Origin of the sequence: Lysinibacillus sp. ZYM-1, assembly GCF_001308875.1 — a bacterium.
In the GTDB taxonomy this organism is placed as follows: Bacteria; Bacillota; Bacilli; order Bacillales_A; family Planococcaceae; genus Lysinibacillus.
This window is the reverse complement of the sequence record NZ_KQ465111.1, coordinates 147,824-168,916: the sequence shown is the minus strand read 5'-3', so window position 1 is coordinate 168,916 and position 21,093 is coordinate 147,824. Positions and strand designations below refer to the sequence as shown.

General features: G+C 38.4%; 19 protein-coding genes. All 19 read right to left on the bottom strand.

From position 1 onward, the window contains the following. The 19 genes from glpK to AO843_RS06975 all read right to left on the bottom strand — a co-directional run bounded on the left by glpK (position 1) and on the right by AO843_RS06975 (position 21,092). On the bottom strand, positions 1–1,494 hold the full coding sequence (gene glpK, locus AO843_RS07065) for a glycerol kinase GlpK (RefSeq protein WP_054610409.1): 1,494 nt from the start codon (positions 1,492–1,494) through the stop codon (positions 1–3). Between the two features lie 17 nt (positions 1,495–1,511). After that, positions 1,512–3,374 (bottom strand): DNA mismatch repair endonuclease MutL, encoded by a 1,863-nt coding sequence (gene mutL, locus AO843_RS07060; RefSeq protein ID WP_054610408.1) that lies wholly within the window; start codon positions 3,372–3,374, stop codon positions 1,512–1,514. Between the two features lie 15 nt (positions 3,375–3,389). Beyond that, on the bottom strand, positions 3,390–5,960 hold the full coding sequence (gene mutS / locus AO843_RS07055; RefSeq protein ID WP_054610407.1) for a DNA mismatch repair protein MutS: 2,571 nt from the start codon (positions 5,958–5,960) through the stop codon (positions 3,390–3,392). Positions 5,961–6,087: 127 nt separating this feature from the next. After that, positions 6,088–6,708, bottom strand: coding sequence for an outer spore coat protein CotE (gene cotE / locus AO843_RS07050; protein ID WP_231630093.1), 621 nt, complete (start codon positions 6,706–6,708; stop codon positions 6,088–6,090). A 170-nt stretch (positions 6,709–6,878) separates the two neighbouring features. Beyond that, on the bottom strand, positions 6,879–7,316 hold the full coding sequence (locus AO843_RS07045) for a YlbF/YmcA family competence regulator (protein ID WP_054610406.1): 438 nt from the start codon (positions 7,314–7,316) through the stop codon (positions 6,879–6,881). Beyond that, positions 7,317–8,861, bottom strand: coding sequence for a tRNA (N6-isopentenyl adenosine(37)-C2)-methylthiotransferase MiaB (gene miaB, locus AO843_RS07040; RefSeq protein ID WP_054610405.1), 1,545 nt, complete (start codon positions 8,859–8,861; stop codon positions 7,317–7,319). It lies immediately after the preceding gene. 174 nt (positions 8,862–9,035) lie between these two features. Beyond that, the gene (locus tag AO843_RS07035; protein WP_054610404.1) at positions 9,036–10,304 is read right to left on the bottom strand and encodes a carboxylate--amine ligase; all 1,269 of its coding nucleotides are present in this window, start codon (positions 10,302–10,304) and stop codon (positions 9,036–9,038) included. Positions 10,305–10,418: 114 nt separating this feature from the next. After that, positions 10,419–11,429, bottom strand: a complete 1,011-nt coding sequence (locus AO843_RS07030) for a histidinol phosphate phosphatase domain-containing protein (protein ID WP_054610403.1) — start codon at positions 11,427–11,429, stop codon at positions 10,419–10,421. After that, entirely contained in the window at positions 11,429–12,211 is a 783-nt protein-coding gene (locus tag AO843_RS07025; protein ID WP_054610402.1) for a DeoR/GlpR family DNA-binding transcription regulator, read from the bottom strand. Before AO843_RS07025 ends, AO843_RS07030 begins: the two co-directional genes overlap by 1 nt. Next, the gene (locus AO843_RS07020; RefSeq protein WP_054610401.1) at positions 12,208–13,209 is read right to left on the bottom strand and encodes an ABC transporter ATP-binding protein; all 1,002 of its coding nucleotides are present in this window, start codon (positions 13,207–13,209) and stop codon (positions 12,208–12,210) included. Before AO843_RS07020 ends, AO843_RS07025 begins: the two co-directional genes overlap by 4 nt. Further along, a complete protein-coding gene (locus AO843_RS07015) occupies positions 13,206–13,991 on the bottom strand; it encodes an ABC transporter permease (RefSeq protein WP_054610400.1) in 786 nt (261 codons plus the stop codon). Before AO843_RS07015 ends, AO843_RS07020 begins: the two co-directional genes overlap by 4 nt. Beyond that, positions 13,988–14,833 carry an ABC transporter permease gene (locus AO843_RS07010; protein WP_197278886.1) on the bottom strand — a complete coding sequence of 282 codons (846 nt, stop codon included), beginning with the start codon at positions 14,831–14,833 and terminating at the stop codon, positions 13,988–13,990. The genes AO843_RS07015 and AO843_RS07010 overlap by 4 nt, the downstream gene beginning before the upstream one ends. A gap of 69 nt (positions 14,834–14,902) precedes the next feature. Further along, positions 14,903–15,739 carry an alkaline phosphatase family protein gene (locus tag AO843_RS07005; RefSeq protein WP_054610399.1) on the bottom strand — a complete coding sequence of 279 codons (837 nt, stop codon included), beginning with the start codon at positions 15,737–15,739 and terminating at the stop codon, positions 14,903–14,905. After that, complete coding sequence (locus AO843_RS07000; RefSeq protein ID WP_054610398.1) at positions 15,729–16,817, bottom strand: ABC transporter substrate-binding protein; 1,089 nt, start codon at positions 16,815–16,817, stop codon at positions 15,729–15,731. Before AO843_RS07000 ends, AO843_RS07005 begins: the two co-directional genes overlap by 11 nt. Before the next feature lie 240 nt (positions 16,818–17,057). Further along, entirely contained in the window at positions 17,058–17,435 is a 378-nt protein-coding gene (locus AO843_RS06995; protein WP_231630092.1) for a 2-oxoglutarate ferredoxin oxidoreductase subunit beta, read from the bottom strand. Between the two features lie 119 nt (positions 17,436–17,554). Further along, complete coding sequence (locus tag AO843_RS06990) at positions 17,555–18,931, bottom strand: HAMP domain-containing sensor histidine kinase (protein WP_054610396.1); 1,377 nt, start codon at positions 18,929–18,931, stop codon at positions 17,555–17,557. Then, entirely contained in the window at positions 18,919–19,581 is a 663-nt protein-coding gene (locus AO843_RS06985; RefSeq protein WP_054610395.1) for a response regulator transcription factor, read from the bottom strand. Before AO843_RS06985 ends, AO843_RS06990 begins: the two co-directional genes overlap by 13 nt. A gap of 26 nt (positions 19,582–19,607) precedes the next feature. Beyond that, entirely contained in the window at positions 19,608–20,360 is a 753-nt protein-coding gene (locus tag AO843_RS06980) for a lantibiotic immunity ABC transporter MutG family permease subunit (protein WP_054610394.1), read from the bottom strand. Positions 20,361–20,363: 3 nt separating this feature from the next. Further along, entirely contained in the window at positions 20,364–21,092 is a 729-nt protein-coding gene (locus tag AO843_RS06975; protein WP_054610393.1) for a lantibiotic immunity ABC transporter MutE/EpiE family permease subunit, read from the bottom strand. Between the last annotated feature and the right edge of the window lies 1 nt (position 21,093).

Here is a 21,093-nt window from a genome sequence, read left to right as displayed (position 1 = left end):
TTATGATTTAAAAATTCTTGTTGCCTCCACAGCCTTTTGCCAGCCTGCATAAAGAGCTGTTGCTTGGTCTTCTTCCATTTTTGGTTTGTAGGTTTGACCATTTACCCACAGTGCAGATAAGGTCTCTTGATTTGGCCAAAAACTTGTGGCAAGTCCTGCTAAATAGGCTGCACCAAGTGCTGTTGATTCATTGAGTTTTGCAAGCTCTACATGTAACTGTAATACATCACTTTGGAACTGCATTAATAATTGATTTTTTACAGCGCCACCATCTACACGGAGTACCTCAATAGGTGCACTGGCCGCTTCCTCCATTGCATCGAGTACATCCTTCGTTTGATACGCTAAAGATTCTAGTGTTGCACGGATAAAATGTTCTTTAGATGTGCCGCGTGTTAAACCAAAAATGGCACCACGAGCATCTGTATCCCAATATGGTGTTCCCAGTCCAACGAATGCAGGAACAACATAGACGCCATCTGTATTGGCTACTTTTTCAGCATAGGTTTCTGAATCCTCAGCAGTCCGAATCATACGTAGCCCATCACGTAGCCATTGGATAGCTGAGCCTGCTACAAAAACGCTACCCTCTAATGCATAGGTCACTTTACCATCTATTCCCCAAGCAATTGTAGTCAATAAGCCATTTTCCGATTTCACTGCCTGTTGTCCTGTATTTAATAACATAAAACAGCCAGTACCATAAGTATTTTTAGCCATTCCTTTTGTAAAACAAGTTTGACCAAAAAGTGCTGCCTGTTGATCACCGGCAATACCTGCAATCGGAATTTTTTCACCAAAGAAAATACTTGGTGCCGTCTCAGTGTAAATTTCTGATGAATTTTTCACTTCAGGAAGCATTGACAACGGGATATCTAATAGCTCACAAAGTTCCGCATCCCATTGTAATTCATGGATATTGTAAAGCAATGTTCGAGCTGCATTTGAATAATCGGTAATATGGGCCTTCCCCTTTGATAATCGCCAAACAATCCAAGAATCAATCGTTCCAAATAATAAATCTCCATTGTCAGCCATTGCATGTGCGCCTTCTACATTGTCTAAAATCCATTTAATTTTTGTAGCTGAAAAATAAGCATCTAGACGTAATCCTGTTTTTTGTTGAAAAAGTGCCTCATGTCCTTGTTCTTTTAATGCATTCACAATCTCCTGCGTTTGGCGTGACTGCCAGACAATAGCGTTGTAAATAGGCTGACCTGTATGTTTATCCCACACAACGGTTGTTTCTCGCTGATTGGTAATCCCAATTGCATGTACCTCACTGGCTTCATGTCCGCTCTCTGTTAAGACTGTTGCAATTACTGCGAGGACAGAACCCCAAATTTCATTCGCATTATGTTCTACCCAACCAGCCTTCGGAAAAATTTGCTGAAACTCCTTTTGTGCCACATGAACAATTTCACCTTTTTTATTAAATAAAATGGCTCTTGAGCTTGTTGTTCCTTGATCAATCGCTAAAATAAATTCGCCCATTATTTTCCCCCTTTTCACTACATGACCCGTTTGAACATCTTTTCTACTTCATACGATGTAAAATGAATCAGCACTGGACGTCCATGTGGACATGTAAATGGATTATCTGCCTTGCGTAAATCTCGTAGTAAGATCTCCATTTGTTCTTTTGTTAAATAATGATTGGCCTTAATAGATTTTTTACAGCTCATCATAATCGCCGCGGCTTCACGTAATTTTTTAACATCTGCCTTTTTGGTCGTCAGTACCTGTTCAATTAAATCTTCTATGATTTCTTGTTCTTCACCTTTAGGAAACCAACTAGGGTGCTCACGTACAACAAAAGACGACTGTCCAAATTCCTCTAAAAACACGCCTACTGCTTCGAGTTCATGTTTGTGCTCTCGTAATAAAAGTGCCTCGTCCGCTGCATAGTGAAATGTTAGTGGAAGCAATAATGCCTGACGTTCATATGGATTGACTTGACCGACCTTTTCTCGGAAAAATTCATATTTAATGCGCTCTTGTGCAGCATGCTGATCAATTAAATAAAAACCATCCTCCATTTGGGCAACAATGTAAGTGCCATGAATTTGCCCTACTACTTCAAGCTCAGGGAATGGTTCCTTAACAGGTTCATCCACTAATTCCTCATATTGCTCAACGATGGTTACTTCTTTAACCTCTTCAGCCTCTAATTGCGGTGTTGACTGCCAGTTATCCTCCACAATAGTAGAGACAGGCTCTGGCTTTACAGTAGCTTCTCGGTTGTTTTCTTGAACGGTTTGCACATCATATAATTTCTCTACAATCGCATTCATTTTCTCCACATCTATCTTTGGTGCAGGCTTCCAAATATTTAATTGCTCAGTAGCTGGTTTGACAATTTTTTCTTTTTTCTCCATTTGTGGTACGCGAATAACACTTCGTATTCTCTCACGAATAGTTTCTTCTATTAATTTTAAAAGCTCTGGCTCTTTACTTAAACGAATTTGGTGTTTCGCAGGATGCACATTGACATCAGTCAAATATGGATCTCCCTCTATATAGAGGACTACAATGGGAAAGCGTTCGATTGGTAAATACGTATGGTAGGCATCAACAATGGTTTTTTGTACTAAATAATGCTTAACCCAGCGGCCGTTGACGAATAGAGACATATAATTTTTCGATGCACGTGTCACCTCTGGTAGGGACACATAACCAGAAATTCGATAATCGTGTGACTCTCCTTGAAAAGACACCATTTTCTTGGCATTATGTACTCCATAAATGGCAGCTAGCACTTGTTGCACATCACCTCGTCCATTTGTTTGGAGCAATTGTTGACCATTATGCAGCAATCTAAAAGCAATTTGTGGATTGCCAAGGGCAAGACGATTCATCAAATCTATTGTATGCCCAAGTTCAGTTTGAATGGTTTTCATATATTTTAAGCGAGCCGGCGTGTTAAAGAATAACTGTGATATCGTTAAATCTGTTCCTTTACGTAAAGGGCCTGGCTTATGCGTTATGATATGTCCACCCTCCAGCTCTAAATGTGTACCAGATTCACCATTTGACGAAATAAGGGTCATTTTAGAAACAGAAGCAATAGACGCCAATGCTTCACCACGGAAGCCCAGTGTACGTATGCGAAATAAATCATGTTCTTGATGAATTTTACTCGTTGCATGGCGAGAGAATGACATTAATGCATCCTCTTCATCCATACCGCTACCATTATCGATTACTTGTATGGAAGTGAGACCTGCTTCTAGTAAAAAAACATCAATGGACGTACTCCCAGCATCAATAGCATTTTCAACTAGCTCTTTGACAACTGAAGCTGGCCTTTCAACTACTTCTCCTGCTGCGATTTTATTGGAGAGCCATTCGTCCATAATTTGTATGTTTCCCACTAACGTATCACTCCTTTATTTTTTCACGTTTAATAACTCTTGCTGTAATTCATATAAAATATTCATTGCTTGCATCGGTGAGGTTCCTAAAATATTAACTTTCTCTAATTTTTTTAGCACCTCTATCTCTGCTGGGCAAATTGGCTCTTCCTCTGCAAATAAGGACATTTGCAATGGTTGTTCTGCTATTTTCTGTGTTTCAGCCACTACTTCGTTCCCTGCTTCAAAGTTTTCCAATAATACACGTGCTCTAGTTAGTATTTCTTCGGGGAGTTGCGCTAGCTGTGCCACATGAATACCGTACGATTTATCAGCAGCACCCTTTTTCACCTTATGCAAGAACACAACTGTGCCATTTTTTTCAGTGGCTGCTACATGTACATTTTGTAATCGTAGCAAATCCTTTTCAAGTGCAGTTAATTCATGATAATGCGTAGAAAACAACGTATTTGCGCCGATTTTGTCATGAATATATTCCATCATTGATTGGGCCAGACTCATACCATCATAAGTAGAAGTTCCTCGACCTATTTCATCAAATAACATTAAACTATTTTTTGTGGCATGCGTAATGGCATGTTGAGATTCCAGCATTTCCACCATAAATGTTGATTGTCCTGCTGCTAAATCATCAGCTGCTCCGATTCGAGTAAAAATTTGGTCGGTAATAGGCAGCTTAGCCTTTTCAGCAGGTACATAGCAGCCCATTTGTGCCATGACAACAATTAATGCTACCTGACGCATATAGGTACTTTTACCAGACATATTCGGTCCCGTAATCAGCATCATATTGTTCTGTTCTTCTAATACACAATCGTTTGGCACATACATTTGCTTATTTAACATTTTTTCCACAACAGGATGGCGACCCTCAATGATTTCAAGTGCTCGTCCGCTATGGAATTCTGGCTTTGTAAAACGATATTTTTCTGAGATACTAGCAAAACTTAGTAATACATCCAACTCACTTATGCTCGCTGCCAGTGCTTGTACACGTGGAATAAATACCTTTAATGCATCTCGAATCTCTACAAACAGGTTATATTCTAATGTTAAGCTTTCTTCTTCAGCATTTAAAATTAATGCTTCTTTTTCTTTTAGTTCCTGTGTAATGTAGCGCTCTGCATTGGCAAGCGTTTGTTTGCGTTCATAACGAGTTAAATCCGCTAAATGAATATTAGATTTAGTAATTTCAATATAATAACCAAAGATGCGATTATAGCCTATTTTTAAGTTTTTAATGCCCGTTTTCAAACGCTCTTCTTGCTCGAGCTGGGCAATCCAATCTTTACCATTACGAGCAGCATAGCGAAGTTCGTCTAATCGCTCATTATAGCCGTCTCGAATCACATCTCCTTCTTTAATCGTAATTGGTGGATTATCAGTAATGGCTTTTGCTAGAAGCACCTCGACATCTGTACATGTATCGAGCACTGCACCTAGTTGATGAAGTGTATCCTTATCCGCACCCATTAATTGCTGCTGAATAGCTGGCACTTGGCGTAACGAATCACGTAATTGTGCTAAATCGCGTCCACCCACATTACCAAAAGCAACACGACCAGCTAGTCGCTCTAAATCATATACTTGTTTTAAGGCCGCTTGTAACTCTGTTCTTACAAAATATTCTTCCAATAAATCAGTCACAATCGCTAGTCTATCCTCAATAGCTGAGCGTGTAGCAAGCGGCTGATGTATCCATTGTTTTAATTTACGTCCTCCCATTGCTGTCACGGTATCGTCTAGCAACCATAAAAGTGTCCCCTTTTGATCGCCACCACGAATCGATTGAATAAGCTCTAAATTTCGCTTAGAGCTAGAATCTATACGTAAATAATTTTTGATTTCATTAAACGTGAATGCCTGAATATGTGATAAGGAACGCATTTGTGTTTTATCAATATACGCTAATAATCGAAGACATGGAATTTGCAATGATTGAGGTACAGCTTCTAAATAGCTAGCTGCTTTATCCATCGTCATTTCATCGGCTTCCACAGAAAGTATAATGGCGGCATTAGCTGCATGTTCTGCTAGCAATAGCTGCAAACTATCCGCCACAATAAGCTCTCGAATACCATAGGCCTGCATTTGCAATAATAACGCTTTACCATCGCCTTCAATCGAAGATGCCACTGCTTCACCAGTTGATAAATCTAAATAAGCATAGACGAATGTTGTGTCATCCAATTGCTCTGCTGCTCCAATAAAATGGTTGGACTTACCATCAAGCGCCTTACCTTCCATAATTGTACCTGGTGTGATGAGTTGCACCACTTCACGTTTGACCACGCCTTTTGCTTGCTTTGGATCTTCCGTTTGTTCACAAATTGCCACTTTATAACCTTTTTGCACAAGTGTTTCAATATAATTTTTAGCCGAATGATGCGGCACACCGCACATTGGAATTCGCTCTTTTGCACCTGCATCTCGGCTCGTTAATGTAATCTCTAAAATTTGTGAGGCATTGATAGCATCCTCAAAAAACATTTCATAAAAGTCACCTAATCTAAAAAATAAAAAGGCATCCTTGTATTCTTCCTTTACCTGTAGATACTGTTGCATCATTGGTGTATATGTCGTCATATAATATTTACCTCGCTCTTGCCTATAGATAGTTTTATTATAACAAAAGATACATGCGAAACGCTTCATTCACCTTTTTTAAAGATGCTGGCGTTTCGCATGTATCAAAAAATGATGGTTTTTAAATTTATCTTGGTCGTTCATCAGGAAACGATGATGACTCTAACACATACCTACCTTCGCCATCAGAACTTGAGGATGAGCTTGAACTAGAACTAGATGAGGATGAAGATGAAGAACTCTCATCATTAAAGTTCCAATCTTCTTCATAATCTAGTGGATGGACACTAATACAAATTGTTGTTTCACCCATTACTTCCACAACCACTTCACGTTCTACTACAATTTCAAATTTCGTACCACATGGAGAGATTACTGCTTCAATACAATTTGGTTCTTGTATTACCCGTACACGAACATCATCACCAACACTAATATCACCATCTCGATAGTGAAGCTTCACTTTGTCTTTATAGTGAATCGTTTCCGAAAACACAGCTGTCTTCGAATGACTACTATAGGCATACCACACATTAACATCAAATTTCCCTGTTACTTCTACAAATTTCCCGACTCTTTTAGCAGAGCAAGTGTGGTTGATTACCCAGCATCCCAAAATACTTGTCGGTTTATTTGTTGGTGATAATGTTACACGTTCTTCCGTTCTCTTCTTCCCTTTGGCAACTACTGCTTTCGTCACGATTTGTCGTAAACGTTTCAGCGCAATTCCTCCTTCGACTCTTTTCACTCCATCATATGCAGGTAGCGCCTATTGGGTGAACATATATTTTTAGAGAATGAAATGATTCATCCATAACTCTTTTCGAAAGATAACAGCTATCGCGTAGGAATTCTTCTATAGAAATGAACATAAAAAAGCTCGAATGCTGTCATTCGAGCTTTAATTTCTATGATTTTTTAAGAGCAGCTACCTGGTTGAGAATTGTCTACATATGAACCCGTTTCACCACGTAGAACATCGCCACCTGTTGAACGGATAATTTCATTCGTTACATTATTAGCGATTGTATTTGATACTAATTGCAATAAATCATTTACATCGCCTTGTGATTCTTTAAATTGTTGAACAACTGGGATGTCATTAATTTCTTCTTCGATTTTAGCGATTTTATCTTCAATCATTTTCAACGCTTTTTCTTTCCCTAAGTGTTGGAAATTAACAGCTTGTTTTTGTAAGCTTTTTAGACTAGCAATTCGTTCACGTACTTGTTGATTTTCATTAATTTGAGCTTCTGCCTTTTTGAAAAATTCAACCTCTGGCGTATTCGCAATCATATGTGCAATTTCATGTGATTTTTTAATTAAATCTTCTTTTGTATATAAGACTTGTGTCATTTACGCTTCCACCTTTTCATTTTTTACGACTTCCAAAAATTCACCAGTAAGTGAATACGATGTAGTCTCTATGATTTTAACTTTTACTAATTGACCAATTACTTCTGCTGGTGCTTTAAAGTTGACCAGACGATTTTTCCGCGTATAGCCCGCCAGCACATCGTCGCGTCGTTTACTTGTACCTTCAACTAATACTTCGACAACCTCACCATTTAAACGTTCTAATGCTTTCCGTGAGTACTCACCCACCACTTCATTTAAACGTTGAAGACGCTCTTTTTTCACCTCTTCAGGTATATTGTCGACCATTTTCGCAGCTGGTGTTCCTTCACGAGGAGAATAAATATACGTAAACGCTGCCTCAAAACCGACTTCACGGTATAAGGACAATGTTTCCTCAAATTGCTCCTCTGTTTCATTCGGATAGCCCACAATAATGTCTGTTGTTAAGGTTACTTCTGGTATTGCAGCTTTAATTCGGTCTACTAATCCTAGGAAATGCTCACGTGTATATTTACGTGCCATAATTTTTAGGATGTCATTAGAGCCAGATTGTACTGGCAGATGAATATGTTCAACTAAATTGCCACGTTTTGCAAGTACTTCGATTAAATGATCATCGAAATCTCGAGGATGACTCGTTGTAAAACGAATACGTGGAATATCAATTTTTCTTAATTCATCCATTAAATCGCCAAGACGATATTCGATATCTTCAAAGTCTTTCCCGTACGCGTTGACATTTTGACCGAGCAACATAATCTCTTGATAGCCAGCTGCCGCAAGCTCACGAACCTCAGAAATGATTTCATCTGGACGTCGACTACGTTCTTTCCCACGTGTATACGGTACGATACAATACGTACAAAATTTATCGCAACCATACATAATATTAACCCACGCTTTAATGGAACCAAGGCGTTTCTTCGGCAGATGTTCTATAACATCGCCTTCTTTAGACCAAACCTCTACAACCATTTCTTTCGACATGTAAGCTTCTGTAAGAATGTTTGGTAGACGGTGAATATTGTGCGTTCCAAATACCATATCGACATGTGGGTAACTTCTTAAAATTTTATTGACAACAGATTCCTCTTGCGACATACAGCCACAAACCCCGATTAGCATCTCTGGGTTTTTTCGTTTATATTTCAACAGGAAACCAAGTTCTCCAAATACTTTATTTTCTGCATTTTCTCGAATGGCACATGTATTTAGCAAGACGACGTCAGCCTCTTCAATGACATCAGTTGGTGTGTAACCAAGCTGCATAAAAATTCCGGCCATTACCTCTGTGTCATGCTCATTCATTTGGCAGCCATACGTACGAATGTAGAAGGTACGATCTTTACCCATCCCCGCAAATTCTTCGGCAATGCTAAAGTCCTTATGGTACTTCACATCTTCTTTGCCACGTTTTTTAGCATCCTTTAAGGAAGGTGCCGTAAAGACCTTCTCAAAATATTTACTATAATCCTTTTCAGGCTTGTCTTCTTTTTTTGGTTGATTGACCTGTTGATTAGCTAAGCGTTGTTCCTCATTCATCGCAATCAGGTAACTCCTTTCAAACGAAATCCATGCACTTGAATTTCCATTTTACTATTATACTGAATAGTTGATACTTCCTACAAGGTTTGCGCTTCAAATGTCGTGGATTCGACTTAATTACAGGCAGATGAGAGGATTTATCCCTTAGTTTCCGTTATATTCGGAGCACTACTACCCGTCACGATCGATAAAATACTTCCTATGCTTTACATGTAAGTACCCATTGTATAATTTCAGCTTGATCCAACGCTTGATACTCATATCCTCTTTATAAAATAAAGCATTTGTATATCGGCCTTGTTTAACTAATCGTTTTGCTTCTATTTTTAATTTTTCATTCTCCATACATTTATATAAAGTTTTGGGAGGCAGTAGTGACCACAAATGTTTAGTTTGGACATACGTTCTTTCAAGTTGGATATGGAATAGATGATCATCCACCACATATTGCATTAAGTTATGACCACTCGCTGTCACATAGTAGCTTGAAGAGCCAGCTCGTAGATTCATCTCAAATAGCTTGTATTCCCCATCACGTGGATCATACTTCATATCAAAATTGGCAAAACCCGAGTAGCCAATATCCTCCAACAAATGCCGTATCATATCCATTAATCGTTCATCGTAGTCAGTCATGACCGCTAAAGAAATACCTTTATTTTGCGGAGAGGGGTCCTCAAAAAGCTTGGTACTTAAACACATCAATTTCACTGTTTTATCCCGCCCTACATAAACATCTAGTACGCGAATTAAAGAGTCATCACCAGGAATAAACTCTTGTAAAATTAAGGTATCTTGATAGCTCGAGCGATAAATGCAACGAACGATTTGTCGCATCTCTTTGTCATTTTGGACTAGAAAGATTTTTTTCTTCTCAGGAAAAGAGCAGCTAGTATACGCCACAGAATTAGAAGGTTTGATAATGATAGGGTAATGGAATGGTATTACGCAATTTGCGTGTTGTTCTTTTGTTATGGTCACTGTTTTGGGGTATTTTAACTTATACATGTCGCAAAGTTGATAAAACTTTTCCTTCGTTTGAACTTTCTTTAGTAAAATCTGATCGATATAGGGTAAAATAAAATACTTTTCTAGTACCTCTTTATTTTCAATGATCAGCTCTGCGTAAAAGCAGTCACAAACTAATAAAATCAATCGTTGATGCTGAAACTGCTTCGACAGCATAATCAGCGCTTGTACAAAACGGCTAGGATCATCTAAATGCTCTACATATTGAAAGTCAAGAATTCCACTATTTTGAGTGGCGATCCCCCTTGAACCACTGAAGATAAGTGATCGGAAATTTCCTGCTTTTCTAGCTGGCTCAATGACAAGGCTCTTGATATGATACGCCTCATAAAAAGAGCGAGCTACCCCGTAGGCATGCTGGCCCGATTGGATAACAATAGGCAAAAATGGTTGTTGATGTAGGTATGACAATTTGACTCGCCTCACATGTAAAAATGAATTTATTCATTTGTATGCGAACTAGATCCTACATATGTAGCACGAATAAAAGACACTAATATACAACTTTAGTGCCTTCTCTAGTGTCTATATTTCTATGAATGTTTTAATCCGTTGTTCAAACGAGACGATAGATTGAACCCCATGGCTCTTTAGCAAATCTATATTTGCAAATGTATACTTTCCTAAATCATCAGGGAAATGGGCATCTGAAGATACTGTAAAAATGACGCCATAGTCAAGTAAGGTTTGTAAAAAACGAGGGCCAGGGCACATTTCTTTTACAGGATAGCGATAATACAACCCGGCATTGATCTCAGTAGCAGTTTGAGTCGACGTTAAAGCTTGTGCGATACGCTCATACCAAACTTTAAGAAAAGCCTGATCCTCTACCTGATAATTAAATACTTTAAAGTTGTCAAGATGGGCAACAAAATCAAATATTTTGGACTGAATCATATTCTCAACAGTGATAAAAAATCGCTCATAATTTTGTTGTAATGCTTGCGGATTCATTTGCTCAAAAAGATGTTGTGTTTGAGGATTATCAAAGCCCCATCCATCCACAAAATGGACAGAACCGATAACATAATCCCATGGATAGTCCCCTAATAATGTAGCTAATTCCTTCTCTCCACTTATAAAATAATCTGCTTCTATACCTAGTTTCAAGGCAATTCCCTGTCGGCGCCATTTTTCCTTCGCTTGCTGGATGGTGGACACAAAAGCTTCGATATTTTCTGTCATGACACGATCCAGCCAATATCGCTGTAATTGACCAATCTCACCATCGTCCAATTTCATATAGCGCTCGAAATAGGCGCGCGTCTCCTTAAAACGATATAAATGATCAACAATGCCTACCTCACGTAAACCAAGCTGCTTTGCTTGGTGGAGATATAAATCCAACCATTCCTCACTATAACAGCCATTTTGAACCCGCTTTGATAACCTCTGTAATTGATTGGTCATCTGCTCCTTTGAACCTCTTGCTGTAGCATCCACATTTTGAAAAAATTCTAGTGCCTGTGATGTACGCTCTAGCCAGCGAGATGAATAGGGTCCCTCTTCTAAATGTACATGATAATCAATTGTCATCAGCTTTTCCCTCCATTGCATACCGTCCATTTTTCTTCATAAGCCTGCCACTCTAGTGGACAAGTACTTTCACAAAAAATTTCTGTACATTCTTCAAGATGACAGATTTGGAAAAATGATTTCCCATTAATTTTCGAGGCATCAGCTAATAAATAATTTACCTTACTATGCTTTTGCATTTTTTTTGAAATTAGAGATTCATCTAAATCATAATCGTAAACGACACCCTCACTCATACCACCACACGAGATAAACGCTTTATCAAAATTCATATTCTCTAACATTTCCAAAGTCATGGCGCCTGCAACAGAGGATTGTCTTGGATTCGCAGTACCACCTAGCAATATGACCTTTCCTGTCATGCGTCTTTCTTCTATCGCTAGATTGAACTGGACAGCTGCAGCAATCGAGTTCGTAACAACTGTTATATCGTCCACAGCTAGTAAAAAATCAGCAATATGGACCGTTGTCGTTCCCGTATCAACTGCAATCGTATCACCATCGCCAATGCGTTTTGCTGCCATACGTGCAATTTGACGCTTAGCCTCTTTTTGCATCTGTAGCTTGCGCAAAAAAGCCGGTTCATTACGAACGTTCGTATATTTAATAGCTCCACCATGAACTCTTGTTAATAAATGCTGTTGCTCTAATTCATCAAAGTCTCTGCGTATTGTTTCGGGGGCTACTTGAAGAGCATCAGCAATATTCGTAACAATAATTTTCCCTTCCAGATCTAATTGTTTTAAAATAAGTTCAAATCTTTCTAGTTTTGCATAAGTCATGATAGTGCAATCACATCTTCTTTTGCGACATAACACTTATAGGTTTTTCCCATTTCAATCGTATACCCCTGTTGATGCAGCTGCTCCATAGTAAATAAGGTTTCTCCCTCAAACGTTGTTCGAATAATATTGCCACTCATTAACGATTGTTTCGCTTTTCCCGTTAAACACATATCATTGTTTTTTTTATCGAAATGTAGAGCTTCAGGCCGAATCGCAAATTTACTGTACTGCTCCGATAAAGGCTCCCCGAGCATTTGCTCTAAATCCTGTCGCGTAAACACATTATAATGCCCGATAAAATTAGCAATAAATTCATTTTCAGGTCGTGTATAAATCTCGGTTGGTGTCCCACTTTGCGCAATACTGCCATTATTCATAACGAATATTCTGTCTGAAACGGCCATGGCCTCTTCCTGATCATGTGTTACTAAAATCATTGTCATACTTAGCTTTCGTTGAATGGCACGCAAATCTGTTTGAAGCTTCTTACGAATTTGAGCATCTAACGCACTAAGTGGCTCATCTAATAGCAACACTTTAGGACGGACAATTAAAGCACGCGCAAGCGCAACACGTTGCTGTTGACCACCTGATAATTCTTTCGGATAAGCGTGTGCTTTTTCACTTAAATGTACAAGCGCCAGCATTTCTTGAACGCGCTGTTCTAAGTCAACAGAATGCACCTTTTGCATACGCAAACCAAAGGCAACATTTTCTTGTACGGTCATATTTGGAAAGAGTGCATAGGATTGAAAGACCATACCAACTTGACGATCTTTCGGTTGCACGCCATACATATCTTTTCCTTCAATGGCAATCTTACCTGCCGATGCATCGGTTAAACCTGCGACAATGCGGAGAATGGTACTCTTTCCACAGCCACTCGGACCTAATAGAGTAATAAATTCACCCTTTTCAATTTCCATATTAATATTCGATAAAACGGTTGATTGTCCATATTTTTTATGAAGCCCTTCAATAACAAGATAACTCATAGATTTGTAGCACCTTTCGATCGTTTCGTTACTATTGCAATGACAAATGTTAATAGACCCATCAGCACGATATAAATGAAAACAACTGCACTAGCAATATGTCCACTTGTACTAAGCTTTTTCATTAAATAAATTTGAACTGTTTCAAAGCGAGAACCAACAACTAGATTTATTAAAACAAACTCCCCAAATAATACAGAAAAAGATAACAATGCACCTGCAAATAAGCCTGGATAAACAGTGGGAAGTAAAATTTTTGTGAATGCTTGCCTTTTAGAAGCACCAAGTAATTGAGCCGCATCCAGAAGCTGCCTTGCATCTATATTTCGTAAACTATTTCGTGTCCCTTGATAGATATAAGGAAGAATTCCAACAACATAGGCTCCTAAAACAACGAAAATCATCGGTATCCCTATTTGACTATAAACGCGGATAAGCCCTACTGCTAAAATGATTCCTGGGAAAGAATAGACCATGACAACTGCCATCTGTATCCATTTCTCGTATTTAGGAAAGTACAAGACAATAACGAAGATGGCTGGCACAATGACGAGGAGTGCGATACTAACAGCACCACCGGCTAAAAAAACTGAACGTCCAAATGCCTGAATAAATTCAGTATCTTGAAACAATGTGGAAAGCCATTTTAATGTAAGTCCTTCTGGCAATATGGTTTTATTCCATTTTGATGCAAAGGCATAGAGCATCGTTGCCAGTACGGGCAATATTAAATACCCCACTAACAGGAGGAAAAATAAATCGGCCAAGCCTCGCTTTTTCATTTAAGTTTCCTCCTTGTTTTTGAGATGCTCCACTCACTAATTAGCATTGCAGTTACCATTGTGACTGCTAAAATGACCGCAATCGCGCTTGCTAGCTCTGGCTGAGCAAAGATATCACCCTTAATTAATGAGCCAATACGGATTGCCACTAGGTTATAATTACTGCTCGTTAGTGCATAGGCAGAAGCATACGCACCCATAGCATTTGCGAACAATACACTAAATGTTCCGACAATCCCTGGTAGCATAACTGGTAGGCCAATCTTCATCCAAAACTGCCAGCTGGACGCCCCTAAAAGTGCTGCTGCTTCCTTCCACTGTTGTTGTATGCCATCATAAATGGGGTATAACAGCATAAGCGATAACGGAAGCTGAAAATATATATAAATTAGTAATAAACCACCCCAACTATAAAGAGAAAACGAAGACAATACATCGATATCCCATTTTTCAAATAACAGTGTAAATAAACCACTGTTGCCGAGTAACACGATAAAAGCAAAAGCTAACGGAATACCAGAGAAATTCGATGTTAAATTTGTTAGTATTAAAATTTTTTCCCTTACTGGCTCAGAAAACTTCATCATGGCATAAACCGAGAATAATGTGACAATTAACGCGATGATAGCTGAAATGACGGATAAAGTAATACTATTTTTAAAACCTTGTAAAATATAGTCGTTCGTAAAGACCGCCTTGTATTGTGTCAGCGTAAAGCCATCACTATTTTGAAAGCTAGTTATGAGCATATACAATAATGGAACAAGGAAAAATAATAATAGTAATACAAGAAAAGGAGAAAGCCAGACAATGGATTGCCGCTTCGATATCAACACAATCACTTCTTTCTATAATTACTTGCGGCTCAAGGGTATAATAGTCGCTCCGCCTAAAAGGAGCGACTACATTATTTAAACCTCTTTTGCTGCGTACACACCTTCTAGCAAAAGTGGCACCATATCATCTGCAGGCTCAATATTTAATAAATGACAGCATAGTGGTGCAATTTGTAATTGCGAAACAACACCTTCTTTAATGCCTGCCTTGACAGAATCCGCTATAACAAACAGTGGAACATGCCGATCCTCATCCGTTGTTCCTCCATGATTGCCATCACTCGTCATGCCATGATCAGCTGTAACAATTACCTCATAACCTTGTGCCATACATTTTGGAATGAATAGTGATAGTAATGCATCCATCGCTAAAACACGATTGCGATATTGTGCGGAATCCGCGGTGAATTTGTGGCCATCATCATCAACATTCATTGGATGAATATAAAGAAAATCTGGTTGCTTTTGATCCATTAACCATGCTGCATCTGCAAATACATGACTGTCTGGATAATGATCCTCGAAATAGAACAATCCATTTTCAATTGGTAAAGGTGTTTCAAGCTGAATTCTGTCAGTCATATAGTTAAATGGCGCTCTGTTATAAAGTTCACTCACCCAATAATAGGCTGAGGCTGCCGTAGACAAACCACGTTCCTTTGCGACATGAAAGACACTTTTTTGAGTCGATAAACGGACGGTCATATTGCTTGTTACGCCATGAACAATTGGTGGTGTCCCTGTTAAAATTGTTTCATACAAAGGTCTAGATAAAGATGGAACCTCCGAACAAATTTTATAGCGTGCTGCTACTTTCCGCTCTACTAAATGGTGTAAAAAACCCATATGAGTACAAGCAGTGTCAAAGCGTAGTGCATCAACGACAATAAGTACCACTTTGTTATTTTGCATGGATTAGTACCTGCTCCTGATATAATTGTGGAATTTGCTTCGTTGTTTCTTCCCATTTCTTTTGATCTTTTACTGGTTGTGCATTGTTATACATATTTGCTGGTAACAATAAATCCTTCACATCCTGTGGTAGGTCCACTTTGTCTCGAATTGGTCTTGCATAGCCTTTTGCTAGATTTTCTTGACCTGCATCCGATAAAATGTATTCTCGTGCTAGCATGGCCGCATGTGGGTTTTTCGCATACTTATTAATGATCGTTGCATAGCCTGAAGTAACAGATCCTTCTTTTGGTATCACTACATCGAAACGGTCCTCATCAATTTGATGACGATAGCCTAATGCATTAAAATCCCATAAGATAGCGACATCAATTTCTCCTTTTTCTAAGTTCGCGACAGAGGGATCTCCCTGTAATCTACCTTGCTTCGCTAACTCAGCAAAAAAATCAATACCTGGCTGAATATTCGACTCATCCCCACCAAATGCCATGGCAGCTGCTAAAATGGCAAATTGTGCTTGGTTAGCTGTTAATGCGTCCCCAATACTGACTGTATAATCGCCATTTTTCAAATCCTCCCACGATTTCGGGGCATCTTTCACGTTATTTTTATCTGTTAAGAATGAAATAGTTCCTGTATAGCCTACAATCCAATGTCCTTCATCATCTTTTGCCCAATCAGGTATCTCATCCCAATAAGAAGTTTTGTATGGTAATGTTAGGCCCTTGTCCTTGGCAATTGGTCCAAAAGCAATCCCTACATCACCGATATCTGCAGTAGCATCATCTTTCTCTGCTTCAAACTTCGCTAACTCCTCAGCACTCGACATATCTGTATCTTTGTGTTTAAGGCTATATTCGGTTCCTAGCTCCTCCCAAGTTTCCACCCAGTTCGCCCATGTATCTGGCATACCAACAGAATTAACAGTTCCCTCTTCCTTTGCTTTTGTTGTAATTTCTTCAAGCGTTAAATCTCCGTTTACCTCATTTGCACCTGATGAACTGTCAGAACAAGCTGCCAACATGGAAATGGCTAATGCACCAATTAAACCTTTTTTCCACAACTTTTGAATTGCCATGTGTTGGACCCTCCATTTGTTTTGGTTTATTTTTATTTGCTTACATCCGTAATGGTATAAAACAAACATTAAGCAAGTATGGAGGTCATTAAAATATTTAGTAAAAATTATTGAGAAATTATAAAAATTTATGAATGTAAATAATAATTGAAGTAGAATTGTAAAATTGAATGAAGAAAATAAGGAGAAATCTAGTTTTGTATGTGCACGTTTGTTTGATCAGACGTACACATACCTAAATTATTTGGAGAGACCTAAAAAATTTGCATATGTATGCGGTTCATTTTCCTTTAGAATTGTTAAAAATGTAAACGCAAGTTGAACAACAGACCACCATCTCATATTGTAAGACATCTCAAAACGAGCTGGCTCTAACGTAAAGACATCCTGAAATATAGTCATCGGCTCTATTTGCTCATCCTTTAATATAGACAGAAAGCCTAGAAATAACGTATGATCTTTGACTTCTATCAGTTTACCCTCTACTAGCGCGTCAATATTTTCAGGTTGTTGAAAATTACAGTGTGTCGCAACATAACGCTCTAAATCCTGAGCACGCTGCCTTTCTTCACGTTCCTTTTTCTTTGCAATAAAATCAATGACGTTATTCACGTGCATCGCCTCTTTTTTTCTTTTATTGTAGCATTTTTTAAAGGGCTAATGCCTCTACTAACCCCTCCTATTTTTCCTTGATATACTTACAAGACGTATAAACGGAAATCAAAAAAGACGTCTGATCATCCAGACGTCACAATAGTGATTGTCACTTTTCCTCCTCCAGTCAATGAATCATTATCTAGTGTCAATGTGCCACCATGTTTTTGAATGATGGATTGAGTAATATAGAGCCCCATACCATAATGATTCGCTGAATTTCTACTCGGATCACCTCGATAAAACTGTTTCGTTGCTTCCTTTAAATCTTGCGGTGAAAAACCTGTGCCACTATCCGTCACAGTAAAATGAACAACGTTATTCTCTCCTTGAACAGACAAAGTAACTTTACTGTTATTGGGTGTATGCTCTACAGCATTGACAATCAGGTTTATTAGTGCCCGATAAAAAAGCTCCTTCTCTACAACAATTGAATTTGGCAGTTCGTTTTTTTCTATCATTACTTCAAGGTTTTTTTCTAAAGAGAGAGCCCTCATTTGATGTTCAAGCTGCTGGATAAAAGAACACATATCTACAGTTGTTTTTTCACTAGCAGCGCTTTGCTCCATTTTGGATATATCCATTAGTTGTTTGATGAACTTTTCAATTTCAAGGGTATTTTTCAATATATAATCGTTATATTCTTTTTGTGTTTCATCCTGAACGGTGTCCAGTAAAAGGTCTGCATTCCCCCTTATAATGGTGAGAGGGGTTTTTATATCATGGGCAAGTGCAGAAATTTGTTCTCTACGTGATTTTTCTGCCGCCCATTGTTGTTTCAATGAGGAATTTAAGGCGTCCTTCATATGTTCAAAGGAAATTGCAATATCATCTATTTCTCGAATACCTGAAGGTTTTAAATAAAAATCTAAATTTTGATTTTGTATCTTCTCAATGGCGTCTTGTAAGCCCTTCATTTTTTGCTTGAGCCTTCTGCCAAAATGAATAGCCAGCACCGTAGCTTGTATGATAACCCCCAAAACAAATAATAGTAAGACAGATAATTGCGGATTAGGCATATACTTTCTCAAGATAGCAGAGCTATATTCTGGCACTAAACTATAGCGTAAAATACAAACTTCTTGGTCTCGCTCAATAAACGCATAAAATCGTGAATTAGCCTGTGTCTCTCCCTTTTGCTTCAAATGCCACGCATCATAAGCCTCTTTTTCTGTTAAATTACCTGATATGAATTCCCCCTTGTTAGAAATCATCGCATAGTCCACAAGCTCTGGGATCATTTCGGCGGTAACTGACTTGCTAGAAATAATCTGATTCTTAGCTAAAGCAATCTGCGTTTCTGCATAATTTGCTGGCAAAATAATATTTGCTGAAAAGGCAAACATAAATAGTCCAATAAGTATGGCTACTAATAAAATAATTCCCATGCACAAAAATAATAAATACCTAAGGAAAAATGTATGAAGGCGTGTTCCCTTCCCCGGTTTTATGGTTTCCATTTATAGCCGATCCCCCAAACCGTTTCAATAGCATCTATTTCACAAGCATGTAACTTCGAGCGAATATTTTTAATATGCTCTGTTATAGCTGTACTGTCACTTTTGCCATCAAATCCAAAAATTGTTTCGTATATTTGTTCTTTTGAAAAGACCTGCCCTCGATGTCGTGCTAAAAATTCAAATATCTCATACTCACTTTTTGTAAGCATGACTCGCTCATCACTCACAAAAAGCTCTTTCCCAGATAGATTAAAATGAACCTTATCGATATAAAGGATGCTCCGCTTCTCTCTTCGTTCACGTCGAATATGAGCGTTCACCCTTGCACGTAACTCCCCAATCCCAAAAGGTTTAATTAAATAATCATCTGCCCCTAATCCTAGACCATACATCACATCTTCCTCTAATGACTTAGCAGTGAGAAAGAGAATCGGGCAATCTACAGCATGACGAATTTGCCCACATAATGTGAATCCATCAATAACTGGCATCATAACATCCAACAATATTAAATCAAAGGAACCAAGATTCATCTTACATACTTCTGTAGATTCAGAAACAATGGTTACTAAATGGTCATCTTTACGCAGTGCATTTTTGACTAATATTAAAATATCCTCTTCATCATCAACGACTAATATGTTTGCCATAACTCACCCTCAACTATCTATTCCTACTATTCCGTTCTTCTACCTTCCCATTTCTCAAACCATAGACACGACAAAATAAAGGCAAATACGCTGCCTGCCAAACAACCAACGATTCCTATACGCATACTTGTTTCGAGTAGAGCTAGATTCGCTCCTGTCGACTTTATGATCCATAAAGAGACAAAGTGTCCGCTCCATCCATAAGGTAAATAGGGCCAAATATAATCCCCTAAACCTGTAAGCAATAGAGCAACCAAAAGAGCCTCCACTATACCTAACCCGATCGAAGCACCTTTTCCAAATTGTAAGCTCACATATAAATGTAAAATATATAAAAAAACATGACTTCCAAAGAGAATACACGCAGCCATACTATAAAATGAATAACTTAAATCTTCTTCATGTAATAGCTCGATAAATCCAATACTAAAGATGGCTATAGATAAGAAAATGGCCCCAAAGCTATACAGCAATAACAGTAATAGCTTACTAACATATGTCTTCGTTTTCCTATTTGTTGTTGCTAACATGATCTGAAATTGACCTGCGTTTGCCTCCTGTTCAGATGCCATTGCACACACTAATCCAATAATAATGGGTAAACCACATGCAACCCCCTGGAAATACGCCATTACTTTCCCTTTAAAATCCCATGGTGAATAAGAATAGTAGGCTAAAAAGAGAGCTGAAATAGCAATGGGTACAACTAAATGTGTGAGTAAAAAGGGTGTTCGTTTTGTTTTTAAACAGTCTACTCTCAATAATCGTAACATGTCCATCCGCTATTTGGCCTCCCTTTTTTGAAACCACTTGGCAGTAAGGAAACTAACTATTATAAACCAAGCTAATGCCATAATGATGCCCAGGAAAATAACATTCGTATTCAATAAAGGGCTTCCCTCTGGTACTGATAAACCATTCGGTAATATACCAATTGTGGAACATATTAAACGCGCTCCAATTGCAAACGGATAGATGTACCATAATTCCCCATCCGCAAACACAACAATCCCTACAATATTGGCAACTAAATTGAATAAAATGGCTAAATAGGTACCTAATTTGGCCGCTAGGAAAAGACATAAAGGAATTTGCCACAAAAACGTTATGAAAATGACTATAGTACTTACCAAACTGCTAGATAGCGATAAACTATGACCGAAAAGCCAGCCTCCTACCGTAATTCCAATAAAGAAAATGACAGAGATAAAAAGTAGCCACATACTGGATGAAAGTATCTTGCCCAGCCAGATTTTTTTTAGATCAAGGGGCAGTGCAAGTATACTTTGGTATTTCATTTTCTTATCTATTTCCACTACTAATGCGCAGCAAATCGTTAAAGCACCTGGGAGTAGCATCGTATACCACCAGTTATATGCACCTGTTTGAAAATACGAACCACCCATAAGTACGGCACTTAAAAGCCATGTTACTAAGGGAGTAAGCCAAAGTAATGTTGAAATAAAAGTCCTCTTCCACTTTAATTGTTCTGCTTTTAGAATGGATAGCATG